This window comes from Candidatus Rhodobacter oscarellae, from assembly GCF_001078595.1.
Classification (GTDB): domain Bacteria; phylum Pseudomonadota; class Alphaproteobacteria; order Rhodobacterales; family Rhodobacteraceae; genus Rhodobacter_B; species Rhodobacter_B oscarellae.
This window is the reverse complement of sequence record NZ_LFTY01000002.1, coordinates 2,736,966-2,753,160: the sequence shown is the minus strand read 5'-3', so window position 1 is coordinate 2,753,160 and position 16,195 is coordinate 2,736,966. Positions and strand designations below refer to the sequence as shown.

Below are 16,195 nucleotides of genomic sequence, written 5' to 3'. Positions count from 1 at the left end.
CCCCCGAAATGATCACTCTATCCCACTCTCTTACCGGCGCGCGGGCCCACTTTCCTTGGAAGGAAAGTGCAAATCTCTTGCAAGAGATTTGGCGCCCAGAAGCCCGCTCCAGCCCAAAAGCAACCAGCTCCGGCGCGCCAAGAACAATGCGTTAGACACGCCCCGTCGCGCATTCTAACGTGCAGCCGAATGCGAAGCGGGCGGGCAGGATGTCTCTAAAACCAGCAAGACTTGGTGTCGATATCGGCGGCACTTTCACCGACGTGGTCCTGGAGCGCGGTGAGGCGCTGTTCTCTACCAAGGTTCTCACGACCTATGCCGCGCCGGAGGACGCGATCATCGCGGGGATGGCAAAGGTCTGCGCGAAATCCGGCACCGCCCCGGAGGAGATCGGGCAGATCATCCACGGCACCACCTTGGCCACGAACGCGCTGATCGAGCGGCGCGGCGCCAAGACCGCGCTGATCACAACGCAGGGCTTTCGGGACGTGATCGAGATGCGCACCGAGAGCCGGTTCGAGCAATACGACCTGAACCTCAAGCTGCCGGAGCCGCTCCTGCCGCGCAACCGGCGCTATGTGCTGCGCGAGCGGATGGACGCGGATGGCAACGTGCTGATCCCGCTGGAGCGGGCGGAGATCGAGGCGCTCGCGCAGGAACTCAAGGCTGCCGATTACGAGAGCATCGCGGTGGGGCTGCTGCACGCATACGCCAACGATGCCCATGAACGGATGATCGCCGAGGTCCTGGCAGAGGTCCTGCCGGGCGCCATGGTCTCGCTATCCTCCGAGGTCTCGCCGCAGATGCGGGAATACGAGCGCTTCAATACCACCATCGCCAACGCCTATATCAAGCCGCTGATGAAGTCCTACCTGGACCGGCTGGCGGGGCGGCTGGCCGCTGAGGGTGCGGATTGCCCGATATTCCTGATGCATTCCGGCGGCGGGATCATGTCGCTTGAAAGCGCCGCGGAGTTCCCCGTGCGCCTGGTGGAGAGCGGCCCCGCGGGCGGCGCGATCTTTGCCGCCGACATCGCCGCGCGGCACGGGCTGGACAAGGTGCTGAGCTTTGACATGGGCGGCACCACGGCCAAGATCTGCCTGATCAAGAACCAAACGCCGAAGACCGCGCGGGTCTTTGAGGTGGCGCGCAGCTACCGGTTTAAGAAGGGCTCGGGCATGCCGATCTCGATCCCGGTGATCGACATGGTCGAGATCGGGGCGGGTGGCGGGTCGCTGGCCCATGTGGACGCGATGAACCAGATCCGCGTCGGGCCAGAGAGCGCGGGTTCCGAGCCGGGGCCCGCCTGCTATGGCCGGGGCGGCGAAAGGCCCGCCGTGACCGATGCCGATCTGGTGCTGGGCAAGCTGGACCCCGATAATTTCGCCGGGGGGACGATCCCGCTTGATCCCGGGCGCGCCTCTTCCGCCCTTGCGGGCGTCCTCGGCGCGCCCCTGGGCATGGACGCCACCGAGGCCGCCTGGGGGCTGGCAGAGGTCGTGGACGAGAACATGGCCAATGCCGCGCGGGTGCATGCGGTGGAGAATGGCGAGGACCTCAGCGGGTACACCATGATCGCTTTCGGCGGGGCGGCGCCGCTGCACGCGGCGCGGCTCTGCGAGAAGCTGGGCGTGGCGCGCTGCCTGGTGCCACAGGGCGCGGGCGTGGGCTCGGCGATCGGATTCCTCAAGGCCCCGTTCAGCTTCGAGGCCAACCGCTCTGTCTTCATGTGGCTGTCGGCCTTCGATCCGGCCCAGGTCATTCAGCTCTTCGCGGAGATGGAGGAGGAGGCCACGCGCTTCGTGCGCTCCTGCGACGCGCAGGCCGAGATCGCCGCCGACCACCGCGTCTACATGCGCTATTCGGGGCAGGGCTGGGAGATCCCGATCAGCCTGACCGCAGGGCAAGCGGCCAAGCCTGACGCGCAGACCCTCCTTGAGCTTTTCGAGCGCGACTACGCGGTGCTCTTTGGCCGCGCCGTGGACGGCATGGAGGTCGAGATCACCGTTTGGTCGGTGAACGCCTACACGCAGCAGGAGGTCCCGGATCAGGTCCGGGACGTGGGCGGCGCAACACCCGACCGTCCCGGGCTTGCGCCGGGACCTCTGGGCCAGCGCGCGCTCTTTGACCCGGCGCTGGGCGCGCAAGCCCAGGCGCAGGTTCACGCGCGCGACACATTCGCTCAGGGCGACTGGGTCCAGGGCCCGGCCCTGATCACCGAGGATGAGACCACCGTGGTCGTGCCATCGGGCCGCGCCATGCGGGTGCAATCGGACGGCACGCTGGACGTTCACGCCACCCGCGCGCCCCAGGAAGGAGACGCCAATGCCTAGCCCAAGCCAGGTCGCCTACCAGGTCATGTGGAACCGCCTGATCTCGGTCGTCGAGGAGCAGGCGCAGGCGCTGATCCGCACCGCCTTCTCTACGAGCGTGCGCGAGGCCGGGGATCTCTCGGCGGGGGTCTACAACGCCGGCGGCGAGATGCTGGCCCAGGCGGTCACCGGCACGCCTGGTCATGTGAACGCCATGGCGGACGCGGTGGGGCATTTCATCCGCCGCATCGGCCGCCAGAACATGGCCGAGGGCGACGTCTACATCACCAACGACCCCTGGGAGGGCACCGGGCACCTGCATGACATCACCATCGTCACGCCCTCGTTTCTGAACGATCAGCTGATCGGCTTCTTCGCCTGCACCGCCCATGTCACCGATATCGGCGGGCGCGGCTTTGGCGCGGACGCGAACTCGGTCTACGAGGAGGGGCTCTACATCCCCATCATGCGCTTCGCCGACCGCGGCGCGGTGGATGCCACCCTGATGGCGATGATCCGCGGCAACGTGCGCGAGCCGGACCAGCTGGTGGGCGACATCTACGCCCTGGCCACCTGCAACGAGATCGGGCACCGGCGGCTTGTCGATATGATGGTGGAGTTCGACCTGGCCGACCTGGCGGGGGTCTCGGAGTTCATCCTGTCGAACTCGCGCCGCGCCACGCTAGAGCGCATCAACGCGCTAGAGCCCGGCACCGCCGAGGGGCATATGCGCATCGACGGCAACGACCGGCCCATCGACCTGCGGGTCCGGCTGAGCATCGAGCGCGACCGCATCCTCAGCGACTGGGCGGGCACCAGCGGGCTGGACAAGAAGGGCATCAACGTGCCGCTGGTCTACACCAAGGCCTATGCCTGCTACGCGCTGAAATGCGCCATCGCGCCGGAGATCCCTAATAACGCGGCCTCGCTTGCGCCGTTCGAGATCACCGCGCCAGAGAACTCCATCGTCAACGCGCTGCATCCCGCGCCGGTCGCGCTGCGCCATATCATCGGGCATATGGTGCCGGACACGGTCTATGACGCGCTGGACAAGCTCTTGCCGGGGGTGGTGCCCGCCGAGGGCGCGGGGTGCTTGTGCAACTTCCAGCTCTCGCTGCGGCCGGCGCCGGGGGCGGGCCCCGGGGCGCGCCGGGCCGAGGTGCTGACCTTTAACTCCGGCGGTTCCGGCGCGCGGCCCTCCCTGGACGGGATGAGCGCCACCGCCTTCCCCTCGGGGGTGATGACCATGCCGGTGGAGGCCACCGAGCAGGTCGGCCCGGTGATCATCTGGCGCAAGGAGCTGCGCCCCGACAGCGGTGGCGCGGGGGCGCATCGCGGCGGGCTGGGGCAGTACATGTCCGTCGGCGCCCGAGAGGGCCACGAGTTCGACATCTCGGCGATGTTTGACCGGGTGGACCACCCGGCGCGCGGGCGGCGCGGCGGCGAACCCGGCGCGCCGACACGGCTGGCCCGCGAGGATGGCTCGGCGATGCGCGGCAAGGGGCGCCAATCGGTGCCCCATGGCGGGCGCGTGGACATGGCCTTTCCCGGCGGGGCGGGGTACGGCGACCCCGCTTGTCGCGATCCTATTGCCGTCAAGCGCGACCTCGCGCTGGGCTACATCTCCGCCGAGACCGCCCAAAACACCTATGGCCTCACCCAGGCCGAGATCGACGCCGTGCAACGCGCGGCCAGCCAAGGAGAGGATTTCTGATGGCAAGCGGCGCATTCGCGAAATCCCCCGGTCAGGCCTCTTACGATGTGATCATCATTGGCGGGGCGATCATGGGCTCTTCCACGGCCTGGTTCCTCACTGACAACCGGGACTTTGACGGCTCGGTGCTGGTGGTGGAGCGCGATCCCTCCTTTGAGGCCTGCTCCACCGCGCATACCAATTCCTGCGTGCGCCAGCAGTTCAGCGAGGAGCTGAACGTGCGCATCTCGCAGTTCACCGCGGATTTCGTCAAGAACCTGCGGGCGCATATGGGCGGCGACGAACGCGTGCCCGAGCTGGGCATCCAAAGCTATGGCTACATGTATCTCGCCGATAACGAGGGCTTTGCCGATGTGCTGCGCGCCAACCAGAAGGTGCAGCTGGACTGCGGGGCCGAGACGCAGCTGATGCGCGCCGAGGAGATCGCCGCCAAATACCCGTTCTACAATGTCGACGACATCGTGTTGGGCTCGATCAACACCAAGGACGAGGGCTATTGGGACGGCGGCACGGTGTTCGACTGGTTCCGCCGCTCGGCGCGCGAGCGCGGGGTGGAGTATATCGACAACGAGGTGGTGGCGATCACCAAAAACGCCGCCGGCAACCGCGTCGAGAGCGTCACGCTGGCCTCGGGCGAGGTCGTGGCCTGCGGGCAGGTGGTGAACGCCTCGGGACCGCGCGGCGCGCGAACGGCGGCGATGGCTGGGCTCGAACTGCCGGTGGAGCCGCGCAAGCGCTTCACCTGGATCTTCTCCGCCGAGCAGCCGCTAGAGCAAGAGCTGCCGCTGACCATCGACCCCTCGGGCGTGCATATGCGCCAGGACGGGCCGCGGACCTATTTGGCGGGCTGCGCGGCCGACCCGGACCCTGCGGTCGCCTTCGATGACTTCGCCATGGACCATAACCGCTGGCAGGACCACGTCTGGCCGATCATCGCCACCCGCATCCCGCAATTCGAGGCGATCAAGGTGGTGACGGAATGGGCCGGGCATTACGCCTTCAACACGTTCGACCAGAACGCGGTCGTGGGCCCGCATATGGAGGTCGAGAACTTTTTGTTCCTCAACGGCTTCTCTGGCCACGGGCTGCAGCAATCGCCTGCAATGGGGCGCGGCACGGCGGAATGGCTGACCTATGGCGCATTCCGGGCGCTTGATCTGACCCCCTTCCGCTATGATCGCATTGCCCAGGGGCGGCCTTTCGTGGAAAAGGCCGTGATCTAGGCGCCGCCCCCCTGCAAGGAAACCACATCCCATGAAGAAACTCGTTCTCACCGGCGCCGCGGGGCGCCTTGGCTCTTACCTGCGCGAGCCGCTGAGCAAACTGACGGAAGAGCTGGTCTCCTCCGACATCGTGGAGGACATCGGCAAGCTTTACCCCGGCGAGCGCTATCAGCGCGCCGACCTGGCGGAGTTCGCCGCGATTGAGGCGCTTTTGGAGGGCGCCGACATGGTGGTGCATTTCGGCGCGATTGGGGATGAGGCGCCGTTCGAGCAGATCCTCGGGCCCAACATCGTCGGCGCCTATAACATCTGGGAGGCCGCGCATCGGCATGGCCTGCGCCGGGTGGTCTATGCCAGCTCGATCCACGCGGTGGGGATGCACCCCAAGACCGAGCGCATCGGCATAGACGCCCCGCACCGCCCGGACACGTTCTATGGGCTGGCCAAGTGCTTTGCCGAGGATCTGGGGCGGCTCTACTGGGACAAGCGCGGGCTGGAATCGGTGCATCTGCGCATCCTGTCCTGCGCGCAGGTGACCAGCACGCGGGCGCTTGGGACCTGGCTCAGCTACGAGGACCTGGTGCAGCTTGTGACCCGCGCCATCGAGGCGCCGGTGACGGAATGCAGCGTGATCTATGGCGTGTCCGATAATGACCGCGTGCCGGTAGACAATAGCGGCGCGCAGTTCCTGGGCTTTCGGCCCAAGGACAATGCTGAGATGTTCGCGACTGATATCCTGGCCGCCGCGGAGCCTGCGGACCCGGGAGACCTCGCCCAAACGCGCCATGGCGGACCATTTGCCGCCATCGCGCTGGGCAATAGCGGCCTGGCGGTGATGGATGTGATCGACGACACCAAGAGCGTTGAGTAAGTCGCCGCGTTGTCTTCTATCTGGCATAGAGCCGACGTTCCCAACACGCGCAACGCTCAGCGATATCTGCCGACACCAGACGCACCGGAACCCAAGCAAAGCAAGCGCCCGAGCTTGCCTCGGGCAGCGGCCGACCTCCCCCAGGAGGCCGCTTTTGCAACCGCGCATCTAGTTGAAACGTTTTGATTTCCGGAGATGATGTGATCAATTGAGCTGATGCGCAGGCGACCTCCAGGTCGGCCGCTGCCCGCGTTGCGCTTGGCTCAAGGTGGCGGCCCAGGATCAAGCCCGGGGCGGAAGGTCTTCAACGTCAACACCACGCCAAAAAAAGACCTTCCCTCACCTCACGCCGAGTGCGTTCCAAGCAACCGGCACGTTTGTCCCTGTCCAATCCCGGCCGGCTTCTGCTAGACCTTCCCGAAAGGGGCGCGCAGGTTTGAGGCCCGCCCAGCACCGAAACGATGAAGCGATCCGAAAACGCCCCATGACCGACAAGACAATCCTCCGCGCCCTGGCGGGCGAGACCCTGCCGACCCCGCCGGTCTGGCTCATGCGCCAGGCCGGGCGCTACCTGCCGGAGTACCGCGCCACGCGCGAGAAGGCGGGCGGGTTCCTGGACCTTTGCTACACGCCCGAGCTGGCCGCCGAGGTCACGCTGCAGCCGATCCGGCGCTACGGGTTCGACGCGGCGATCCTCTTCGCTGACATCCTTCTGGTGCCGCAGGCGCTGGGCGCGGACCTGGCGTTTGAGGCGGGCGAGGGGCCGCGCCTGTCGACGGTGCAATCGGCCGAGGACTTCGCCAGGCTGCGCGGGGTGGACGGCATCCATGACACGCTCTCGCCGATATACGAGACCGTGCGGATTCTCTCCAAGGAGCTGCCGCGCGAGACCACGCTGATCGGGTTCGCGGGGGCGCCCTGGACCGTGGCGACCTATATGATCGCGGGGCGCGGCACGCCGGATCAGGGCCCGGCGCGCAGGCTCGCCTATGGCGACTGGGAGACCTTCCTGAGGCTGCTCGATCTGATAACCGAGGCCACGGCGGAGTACCTGATCGCGCAGATCGATGCGGGCGCCGAGGTGGTGAAGCTCTTTGACAGCTGGGCGGGGGCCTTGCCCGGCCCGATGTTCGAGCGCGTGGTGATCCAGCCCGCGCAGCGCATCATCGCCGCGATCCGCGCCAGGCACCCCGATACGCCGGTGATCGGCTTCCCGCGCGGGGCGGGGGTGGGCTATAAGAGCTACGCCCAGGCGGTCGACATCCAGGGCCTGGCCATCGACACCAGCGTGCAGCCGCAGATCGCCGCGCAGGAGCTGCAACCGCTGACCTGCGTGCAGGGCAATCTCGACCCGATGCTGATGGTGCTGGGCGGCGACCCGCTGCGCCGCGAGGCCCGGCGCATCAAAGAGGCGCTGTCGGGCGGGCCGCATATCTTCAACCTCGGACACGGGATCACGCCGGACGCGGACCCGGCCCATGTGGACCAGCTGCTGGAGGCGGTCCGAGGATAGAAGCAGGACAGGGGAGGCGGAAATGAAGCTCTTCATTGCGGGGCTTGCGACCGAGACGAACTCCTTCTCGCCGATCCCCACCGGGGATCTGGCCTTTCAGGACAGCTTTGTCAGCCGGCGGGCGACCGCTGAACCCGCCAATCTCTTCTCCGCCCCGCTGCACGAGTGGCGGCGCCTCGCCGAGGCGCGATCCTGGGAGGTGCGCGAGAGCCTCGCCGCCTTCGCCCAGCCCGCGGGTACTACGATCCGCGCAACTTACGAGCGCTTCCGCGACGAGATCCTGGACGACCTGCGGGCGGCGGCCCCCGATGTGGTGCTGCTATCGATGCATGGCGCGATGATCGCGGATGGCTATGACGACTGCGAGGGGGACCTCCTGGCGCGGGCCCGCGAGATCGTGGGCAAGGACGTGGTGATCGGGCTCGAGATCGACCCGCATAACCACCTCACCGAGGCGATGCTGGCCAGCGCCGACCTGATCGTCGCCTACAAGGAATACCCGCATACGGACAGCCCCGACCGCGCGCGCGAGCTCTTCGCCTTGGCCGCCGACACCGCGGCGGGCAAGATCCGACCGGTGATGGCCGCCTATGACTGCCGCATGATCGCGATGTATCACACCACGCGCGCGCCAATGCGCGGGTTTGTCGACGATATGCAGGCGCGGGAGGGCACGGGCGGCGTGCTGTCGCTGTCACTCAGCCACGGCTTCCCCTGGGGCGATTGCGCCGATGTGGGCACCAAGATGCTGGGCATCGCGGATGGGGACGCGGCGCTGGCGGCCTCGGTGGCCGAGGAGTTCGGCCGCCGGCTTTGGGACCTGCGCGAGCAGATCCGCCCAGACTGGCCAGGGATCGAGGACGCGCTGCGCCAGGCCTCCGCCGCGCCTGAGGGCCCGGTGGTGGTGGCGGATTTCGCCGACAATGCGGGCGGTGGCGCGCCGGCGGATTCGACCTTTGTCCTGCGCGAGGTCCTGTCGCAGGGGCTGCGCGATGTGGCGCTGGGCATCGTCTTTGACCCGGTGGTGGTGCGCATGTGCCAGGACGCGGGTGCCGGTGCTCGGATGCGGGTGCGGCTGGGCGGCAAGATCGGCGAGATGTCCGGCGACCCGGTTGATCTGGACGTGGTGGTGCGCGGCGTGCGCACCGGCATGCATCAACTTATGGGCGAGACCCGGATGGAGATGGGCACCGGCGTCTGGCTTGAAGCCGACGGGGTGCATATCGTGGTCAATGACAAGCGCACCCAGGCGTTTCACCCGATCTGCTTTACCGATCTGGGGATCGACCTGTCGGCGATGCAGGTGGTGGTGGTGAAGTCCTCGCAGCACTTCCATGCGGGCTTCGGGCCCATCGCGTCAGAGGTGCTCTACATCTCCGGCCCGGGCGCGATCACGCCGGACTACGCGGCGATCCCCTATACCAAGCGCGAGCGGAACTTCTGGCCGCTGGTGGAGAACCCTTTCGGGTGAGGCCTGTTTGGGCCCTGGGGTGGATCTTGGCGCGGCACAATTTTCTTGCAAGAAAATTGCGAAACTCTTGAAAGAGTTTCTTCGGCGCGCCCCGCATTGATCCGCTATGCGCCACCGCCTATCCGCTTGCGGGACCAACTTTCCTTGGAAGGAAAGTGCAAATCTCTTGCAAGAGATTTGGCGCGCCCAAAGAGCGTGCCGGACCCCAGATCCCACTCGGTCGGTCGAACAGGGTTTGGCCCCGTCGACCCACCGTGCGCAGTGTTAACCATGGCACTTCCCGACCATGTGGCCGACGCAAAGCCGACGTTTTGCCGACGTTTTGCCGACAGCGGAAATCCCAGCCAAATAAGGGATTAACCCCCGATTCGCGGCGCGATCAGACTCGCGCCGATAAGACCTTGTTAACGTCCGCCATGCGCTAGCCCCGCTCAAACAGCCGCTGGGCCATGACGCCGACGCGCGACTCCACCGCCTCGCAGGCATCCAGGATCATGTCCTCGCGGAACCGGCGCCCGACAATCTGCACGCCCACCGGCAGCCCGTCATTGTAGTTTGCCGGCACGTTGCCCGCGGGCAGCCCCATGAAGTTCATCGCGAAGCTGTAGAAGCCCTTGAACATGATCTCCGCGGCGCCCTCGCGGCCCTGATAGTCGCGGTCCCACGCGTAGGTCGGCGAGGGGAGAAACGGCGTCAGCACAAGCGGGTAGTCCTGCATGAACAAGAGCCAATCGCGGATATAGCTCGACCGCCGGGCGAAGGCGCGCAAGAGCTCGTCGCCCTCATGCGGTGGGTTCAGCTCAAAGCAGAGCTCGAAATAGTCGTTGAACCCTGGGCTGCCATGCTCGCGCATGGCGGGCAGCAGCAGGGATTTGACCTCGCCAAAGAGCGTGCGCATCCCGTCCAGCCCGATCTCGCGGCAGTTGGGCGGCTCGACCTCGACCACCTGATACCCGGCGTCCACCAGGGCGGCGCGCGCGTTCTCCAGTGCGGCGTCCACCGCCGGGTCCAGATCGAACTCATAGCTATTCTTGGTCATGGCGACCTTGATCGGCCCCTCCATCGCGGGCCCCTCGAAGGGCATCGGCACCTGCCAGGGGTCATGCGGGTCATAGGCCACCGCTGCCTGCATCCCCAGGCGCACATCCGCCACCTCGCGGGCGATCAGGCCCTGCACGGACATCAGTTGCGCCATCAGCCCGCGCTCTTCCTTCTGCGACGGGTTATAGGCGGGGGTGCGACCCAGCCCCGGCTTCACTGTGGCAGAGCCGGTCGCGGCGGCGGGAAAGCGCAGGCTGCCGCCGATATCGTTGCCGTGACCCAGGGCGCCCATCCCGGCCATCACCGCGGTCGAGGCCCCGCCCGACGAGCCGCCCGACGACGCCCAGTCATTCCAGGGGTTATACGTGCGCCCGTGCAGCGGGTTGTCGGTGGTGCCGCGGAACGAGAACTCTGGTGTGTTGGTGCGCCCGATGACCACGGCGCCGGCCTGCAACATGTTCTTTACAAAGGGCGAATCCGCCGGCGCGATCACGTCCTTATAGGCGGGGACCCCGTTCGGGGTCGCGTGTCCCACCTGGTCGATATTCTCCTTGATGGTGATCGGCACGCCGTGCAGCGGGCCGACCGGGCCGCCCTCCGCCATGGCCTTGTCACGGTCCGCGGCCTGCGCCATCGCGGTCTCGCTGAGGTCATCCACCACGGCGTTCAGCTTGGGGTTGACGCTGTGCATCCGCGCGACGGCGGCGCCCACGGCCTCGACCGAAGAGATCTCTTTGTTCGCAATCTGCTTAGCCATTGTGCAGGCGTTCTCCTGCCAAAGTTCCGTCTTGCTCATTTTGTTCCCCCGCGCCGCGCGCATGTATACCGTATTCCAATGATCGTTGACTCAAATCCGGCGCCATTCAATAGTGAAGTAAGAAAAACCACCAATGGGGAGATTGTTATGTTTTCATTCGCACGTCGCGGCATCCTGGTGGGTGCGGCAGCGGCAGTGGCGCTGAGCCTTGGGCTCGCCACGCCGCAGGCCCAGGCCGAGACCGAACTTAGGGTTGTCCCGCATTCAGGCCTGAAGATCCTCGATCCGATCTGGACCACCGCCTATATCAGCCGCAACCACGGCTATATGGTCTATGACACGCTGTTCGCGCTGGACACCGCGGGCGAGGTGCAGCCGCAGATGGTGGACAGCGTCGAGCGCTCGGCGGACGGGCTGACCCTGACGATCACGCTGCGCGACGGGCTGAAATGGCATGACGGGGCGGATGTGACCGCCGAGGACACCGTGGCCTCGATCAACCGCTGGGCCTCCAAGGATGCGATGGGTCAGAAGATGATGACCTTCGTCGACAGCCTTGAGGCCACCGACGCCAAGACCATGATGTTCAAGCTGAACACGCCGACCGGCCTCGTTGAGCTGGCGCTGGCCAAGCCGTCCTCGAACGTGCCCTTCATGATGCCCGCGCGCATCGCGGCCACGCCCGGCAGCGAGCAGATCGAGGAATATATCGGCTCCGGCCCGTTCATGATGAACCTGGACGAGTGGGAGCCCGGCGTGAAGGTCGTCTATGAGAAGTTCGACGACTACGTGCCGCGCGACGAGCCCACCGACGGCCTGGCCGGGGCGAAGCTTGCCAAGGTGGACCGGGTGATCTGGACCCCGAACCGCGACATCCAACAGGCGATCAACGCGCTGAACGCCGGCGAGGTGGACCTGATCGAAAGCGTGCCGCCCGATGTGCTGCCGCTGGTCGAGGAGGCGGGCGAGGCCTATACCGCGCGCCACAGCCCCTCGGGCCTGCAATACACCTTCCGGTTCAACGTGCTGCACCCGCCGTTTGACAACCCCAAGGTCCGCCAGGCGCTGCTTTACGCGTTCAACCAAGAGGACTTCCTAGAGGCCACCATCGGCAACTCGGACTACTTCGAGACCTGCAAGGCGATGTTCGTCTGCGGCCTGCCGTTCGAGACCGACGCGCATATGGATGGCCTGTTGGAAAGCAACTTTGCCAAGGCAAAGGAGCTGCTGGCAGAGGCCGGTTACGATGGCACGCCGGTGGTGCTGATGCACTCCACCAACGTGCCGGTGCTGACGAACCTGGCCCCGGTCGCCAAGGACCTGATGGAGGCCATCGGCATGAACGTGGACATGCAGTCGATGGACTGGTCGACCCTTGTGGCGCGCCGTTCCAAGCAGGACTTGCCGGCCGATGGGGGCTGGAACGCCTTTGCCACCGCCTGGGACGCGGGCGACCTCTTCAACCCGCTGGCCATGGCGTTCTTGAACTCCTCCTGTGACCAGGCCCTGTTCGGCTGGCCCTGTGACGACGAGATCGAGAAGCTGCGCGATGACTTCGCGCGGGCGACGTCCTTTGACCAGCAGAAGGCGATTGTCGAGGACATCCAGGCGCGTTGGGTCGAGTACCCGACCCATATCCACCTGGGCCAGTGGTACACCCCCGCCGCCATCCGCAACAATGTGGAAGGCTACCTGCAGGGCGGCGTGCCGGTCTTCTGGAACATCTCGAAGAACTAAGACAAGCGTCGCGGCGGCCCTCGGGTCGCCGCGCATCCAATTTAGCGGGGCGGCCCTGGGGGCGCCGCGCATCACATCCAGCGGGGCAGGTGGATGCTTTCCTATCTCTTGAAACGGCTGCTTGCGACCATCCCGGTCATGCTTGTCGTGGCCGTGTTCATCTTTCTGCTGCTCAGGCTCACCCCCGGTGACCCAGCGGCGATGATCGCGGGCGACTACGCCACCAAAGAGCAGATCGACGAGATCCGCATCGGTCTGGGGCTGGACGAGCCCCTGCTGAAGCAGTTCTTCATCTGGATCGGCAATATCGCGCAGGGCGATCTGGGCGAGAGCTTTTTCTTCAAAAAGCAGGTCGCCGAGCTGATCGCCGCGCGGATCGAGCCGACGCTGTCGCTGTCCATTATCACCATCCTCTTCACCGTCGCCGTGGCCGTGCCCCTGGGCGTGATCGCGGCCTACAAGCAGGGCTCTTGGCTGGACCGGATCGTCATGGGGTTCTCGGTGCTGGGCTTCTCGATCCCGGTCTTCGTGATCGGGTTCGGGCTGATCTGGGTGTTCTCGCTGGAATTGGGCTGGTTCCCGGTGCAGGGCTACAAGCGGCTGGGCGATGGGGTAGGCGGCTGGCTGAGCCATCTGATCCTGCCCGCGCTGGCGCTCTCGATCATCTTCGTGGCCTTCATCGCGCGCATGACCCGCACCTCGGTGCTGGAGGTCCTGTCCGAGGATTACATCCGCACCGCCCGCGCCAAGGGCCAGACCGAGACCCGCGTGCTGATCCGCCACGCGCTGAAGAACGCCGCGGTGCCGATTGTGACGGTGATCGGCTTTGCCTTCGCGATCCTGATTGGCGGCGTGGTCGTCACAGAGAGCGTGTTCAACATCCCCGGCTTGGGCCTTCTGACGGTGGACGCGGTGCTGAACCGCGACTTCCCCACGATCCAGGCGGTGGTGCTGCTGTTCTCGTTCATCTACGTGCTGATCAACCTGGTGATCGACCTCAGTTACACCGTGCTTGATCCAAGGATCCGCTACTGATGCGCGCGCAATCGCCCTTCGCGCGGACGCTGCGCAGCCTCATGGGCCACCCGTCAGTGGTGATCGGAGGCACGTTGGTGGGGCTGATCTGCCTGATGGCGGTCTTCGCGCCGATTCTGGGCACGATTGACCCGAACCTGAACTCGACCTCCACCCGGCTGAAGCCGCCGGGGTTCGAGGGCGAGATGAAGGTCTATACCGACGAGGGGCGGGTGAAGATCCCGGTGACCTATCGGATGGGCTCGGACAATCTGGGCCGGGACGTCTATAGCCGGGTGGTCTATGGCGCGCGGATCTCGCTGGTGGTGGGGATCGCCGTGGCGGCGATCTCGATCTCGCTGGGAATGTTCATTGGCCTTATCGCGGGGTATTTCCGCCTGCTCGATAGCGTGATCATGCGGATCATGGACGGGCTGATGGCGATCCCGGCGATCCTATTGGCCATCGCGGTGGTCTCGGTGTTCAACGCGGGGATGCTGTCGGTGATCATCGCGATTGTGGTGCCGGAGGTGCCGCGCGTGGTGCGGCTTGTGCGCTCGATTGTGCTGTCGATCCGCGAGGAGCCCTATGTCGAGGCCGCGATCACCGCGGGCACCCGCGTGCCAACGCTTCTGGTGCGGCATGTGCTGCCCAACACCGTGGCGCCCCTGATCGTGCAGGGCACGTTCATCGTCGCCTCGGCGATCATCATCGAGGCGATCCTGTCTTTCCTCGGGCTTGGCGTGCCGCCGGACGAGGTGCCCACCTGGGGCAACATCATGGGCATCGCGCGCGAGAACTTCCAGCTGCACCCTTATCAGGTGTTCTTCCCCGGCGTGATCCTGGCGGTCACGGTCTTGGCGGTGAACATGCTGGGCGACGGGCTGCGCGACACGCTGGACCCGCGCTTTGCCAAGCGGGGCGCGTGATGACCGAGAACGTGCTTGAGGTGAACGACCTGACGGTGGCGCTGCCCAAGGATGGCGACCGTCCGAACGCAATTGAGGGGATCACGCTGTCGGTGGCGCCGGGCGAGATCGTCTGCGTTGTCGGTGAGTCGGGCTCGGGCAAATCGGTGACCGCCCAGGCGGTAATGGGGCTTCTGCCGCCCGCGCTACGGCCCACCGGTGGCGAGACCCTACTGGCGGGCGAGAACACCCTGACGGCCACCAAGTCGCGCTTGCGCGACCTGCGCGGCACCAAGATGGCGATGATCTTTCAAGAGCCGATGACCGCGCTGAACCCTGTGACGCGCGTCGGCGATCAGATCGCCGAGATGCTCGAGATCCACACCGGGCTCAGCGCCGCCGAGCGGCGCGCGCGGGCCATCGAGATCATGGACATGGTGCAGCTGCCGGACCCCGAGAAGATGGTGGACGCCTTCCCGCATCAGCTCTCTGGCGGGCAGCGGCAGCGGATCATGATCGCGATTGCCCTGGTGCTGGACCCGGCGCTGCTGATCGCGGATGAGCCCACCACCGCGCTTGACGTGACCACCCAGGCGCAGATCCTCAAGCTGATCAAGGAGATGCAGGAGCGGCGCGGGACCGGTGTACTGTTCATTACGCATGATTTCGGCGTGGTGGCCGAGATCGCCGACCGCATCGTGGTGATGCAGAACGGGCGCGTGGTGGAACAGGGCACCCGCGACGAGGTGCTGCTGTCCCCGCGCGAGGCCTACACGCAGATGCTGATGGCCTCGGTGCCCTCGATGACCCCGCCCGCGCGGGCGGAGGTGTCTGGCGAGCGCGCGATTGACGTCTCAAACCTGGTTAAGCGCTACGGCTCCAAGGGCTGGTTCGGCGGCGGGCGCGAGGTGCTGGCGGCCTCGGATGTGAACCTGCATGTGCGCAAGGGCGAGACGCTGGGGATCGTGGGCGAGAGCGGTTCCGGCAAGTCCACCGTGGCCCGTTGCATCGCGCGGCTGATTGCGCCCACTGCGGGCTCGATAAGCCTGCACGGCACCGAGATTGCCACCTTGCCCGAGGGGCGCCTGCGCCCCCACCGCCGCAAGGTGCAGATCGTGTTCCAGGATCCCTACCGCTCGCTGAACCCGCGGCGCACGATTGGGCTGTCGCTGATCGAGGCGCCGCTGAATTTCGGCATGGCCAAGGACGCCGCGCTGGCGAAGGCGCGCGACCTGATGGAGCTGGTGGGGCTCTCGGGCGACGCGCTGGACCGCTATCCGCACCAATTCTCGGGCGGACAGCGGCAGCGGATCTGCATCGCCCGCGCTTTGGCGGTGGAACCGGACGTGCTGATCGCGGACGAGGCGGTCTCGGCGCTGGACGTGTCCGTGCAGGCGCAGGTCCTGGAACTGCTCGATGACATCCGCCAGCGCTTTGACCTGGCGATGCTCTTTATCACTCATGACCTGCGGGTCGCGGCGCAGATCTGCGACCGCCTGCTGGTGATGCAAAGCGGCGTGGTGGTCGAGGAAGGCCCCACACGGGATGTCTATTCCGCCCCGCAGCACAACTACACGCGCCTGTTGCTCGATGCCGCGCCCGGGGCCGGCGTTGAATTTGGCGGCGCAGCCTAA

General features: G+C 66.2%; 11 protein-coding genes. 10 read left to right on the top strand and 1 reads right to left on the bottom strand.

The genetic code is table 11. The features are described 5' to 3' along the window. Nucleotides 1–209: 209 nt before the first annotated feature. From AIOL_RS17875 to AIOL_RS17850, 6 genes are all read left to right on the top strand, one after another. A complete protein-coding gene (locus AIOL_RS17875; protein WP_049644235.1) occupies nt 210–2,333 on the top strand; it encodes a hydantoinase/oxoprolinase family protein in 2,124 nt (707 codons plus the stop codon). Next, nucleotides 2,326–4,026, top strand: coding sequence for a hydantoinase B/oxoprolinase family protein (locus AIOL_RS17870; protein WP_049644234.1), 1,701 nt, complete (start codon nt 2,326–2,328; stop codon nt 4,024–4,026). Before AIOL_RS17875 ends, AIOL_RS17870 begins: the two co-directional genes overlap by 8 nt. Then, nucleotides 4,026–5,249: an NAD(P)/FAD-dependent oxidoreductase gene (locus tag AIOL_RS17865; RefSeq protein WP_049644233.1), complete on the top strand. Its 1,224-nt coding sequence runs from the start codon at nt 4,026–4,028 to the stop codon at nt 5,247–5,249. The genes AIOL_RS17870 and AIOL_RS17865 overlap by 1 nt, the downstream gene beginning before the upstream one ends. Nucleotides 5,250–5,280: 31 nt before the next feature. Further along, on the top strand, nt 5,281–6,120 hold the full coding sequence (locus tag AIOL_RS17860; protein ID WP_049644232.1) for an NAD-dependent epimerase/dehydratase family protein: 840 nt from the start codon (nt 5,281–5,283) through the stop codon (nt 6,118–6,120). Nucleotides 6,121–6,604: 484 nt separating this feature from the next. Further along, a complete protein-coding gene (gene hemE, locus AIOL_RS17855) occupies nt 6,605–7,633 on the top strand; it encodes a uroporphyrinogen decarboxylase (protein WP_049644231.1) in 1,029 nt (342 codons plus the stop codon). 22 nt (nt 7,634–7,655) lie between these two features. Then, nucleotides 7,656–9,104: a M81 family metallopeptidase gene (locus tag AIOL_RS17850; RefSeq protein ID WP_049644230.1), complete on the top strand. Its 1,449-nt coding sequence runs from the start codon at nt 7,656–7,658 to the stop codon at nt 9,102–9,104. 421 nt (nt 9,105–9,525) lie between these two features. On the opposite strand, the gene AIOL_RS17845 is transcribed toward AIOL_RS17850, so the two are convergent. Next, the gene (locus AIOL_RS17845; protein ID WP_049645521.1) at nt 9,526–10,941 is read right to left on the bottom strand and encodes an amidase family protein; all 1,416 of its coding nucleotides are present in this window, start codon (nt 10,939–10,941) and stop codon (nt 9,526–9,528) included. Nucleotides 10,942–11,049: 108 nt separating this feature from the next. On the opposite strand from AIOL_RS17845, the gene AIOL_RS17840 reads away from it, so the two are divergent. The 4 genes from AIOL_RS17840 to AIOL_RS17825 all read left to right on the top strand — a co-directional run bounded on the left by AIOL_RS17840 (nt 11,050) and on the right by AIOL_RS17825 (nt 16,195). Beyond that, nucleotides 11,050–12,639: an ABC transporter substrate-binding protein gene (locus tag AIOL_RS17840; RefSeq protein WP_049644229.1), complete on the top strand. Its 1,590-nt coding sequence runs from the start codon at nt 11,050–11,052 to the stop codon at nt 12,637–12,639. 93 nt (nt 12,640–12,732) lie between these two features. Next, on the top strand, nt 12,733–13,674 hold the full coding sequence (locus tag AIOL_RS17835) for an ABC transporter permease (RefSeq protein ID WP_049644228.1): 942 nt from the start codon (nt 12,733–12,735) through the stop codon (nt 13,672–13,674). Continuing rightward, nucleotides 13,674–14,582 (top strand): ABC transporter permease, encoded by a 909-nt coding sequence (locus AIOL_RS17830; protein WP_049644227.1) that lies wholly within the window; start codon nt 13,674–13,676, stop codon nt 14,580–14,582. The genes AIOL_RS17835 and AIOL_RS17830 overlap by 1 nt, the downstream gene beginning before the upstream one ends. Continuing rightward, nucleotides 14,582–16,195 (top strand): ABC transporter ATP-binding protein, encoded by a 1,614-nt coding sequence (locus AIOL_RS17825; RefSeq protein ID WP_049644226.1) that lies wholly within the window; start codon nt 14,582–14,584, stop codon nt 16,193–16,195. Before AIOL_RS17830 ends, AIOL_RS17825 begins: the two co-directional genes overlap by 1 nt.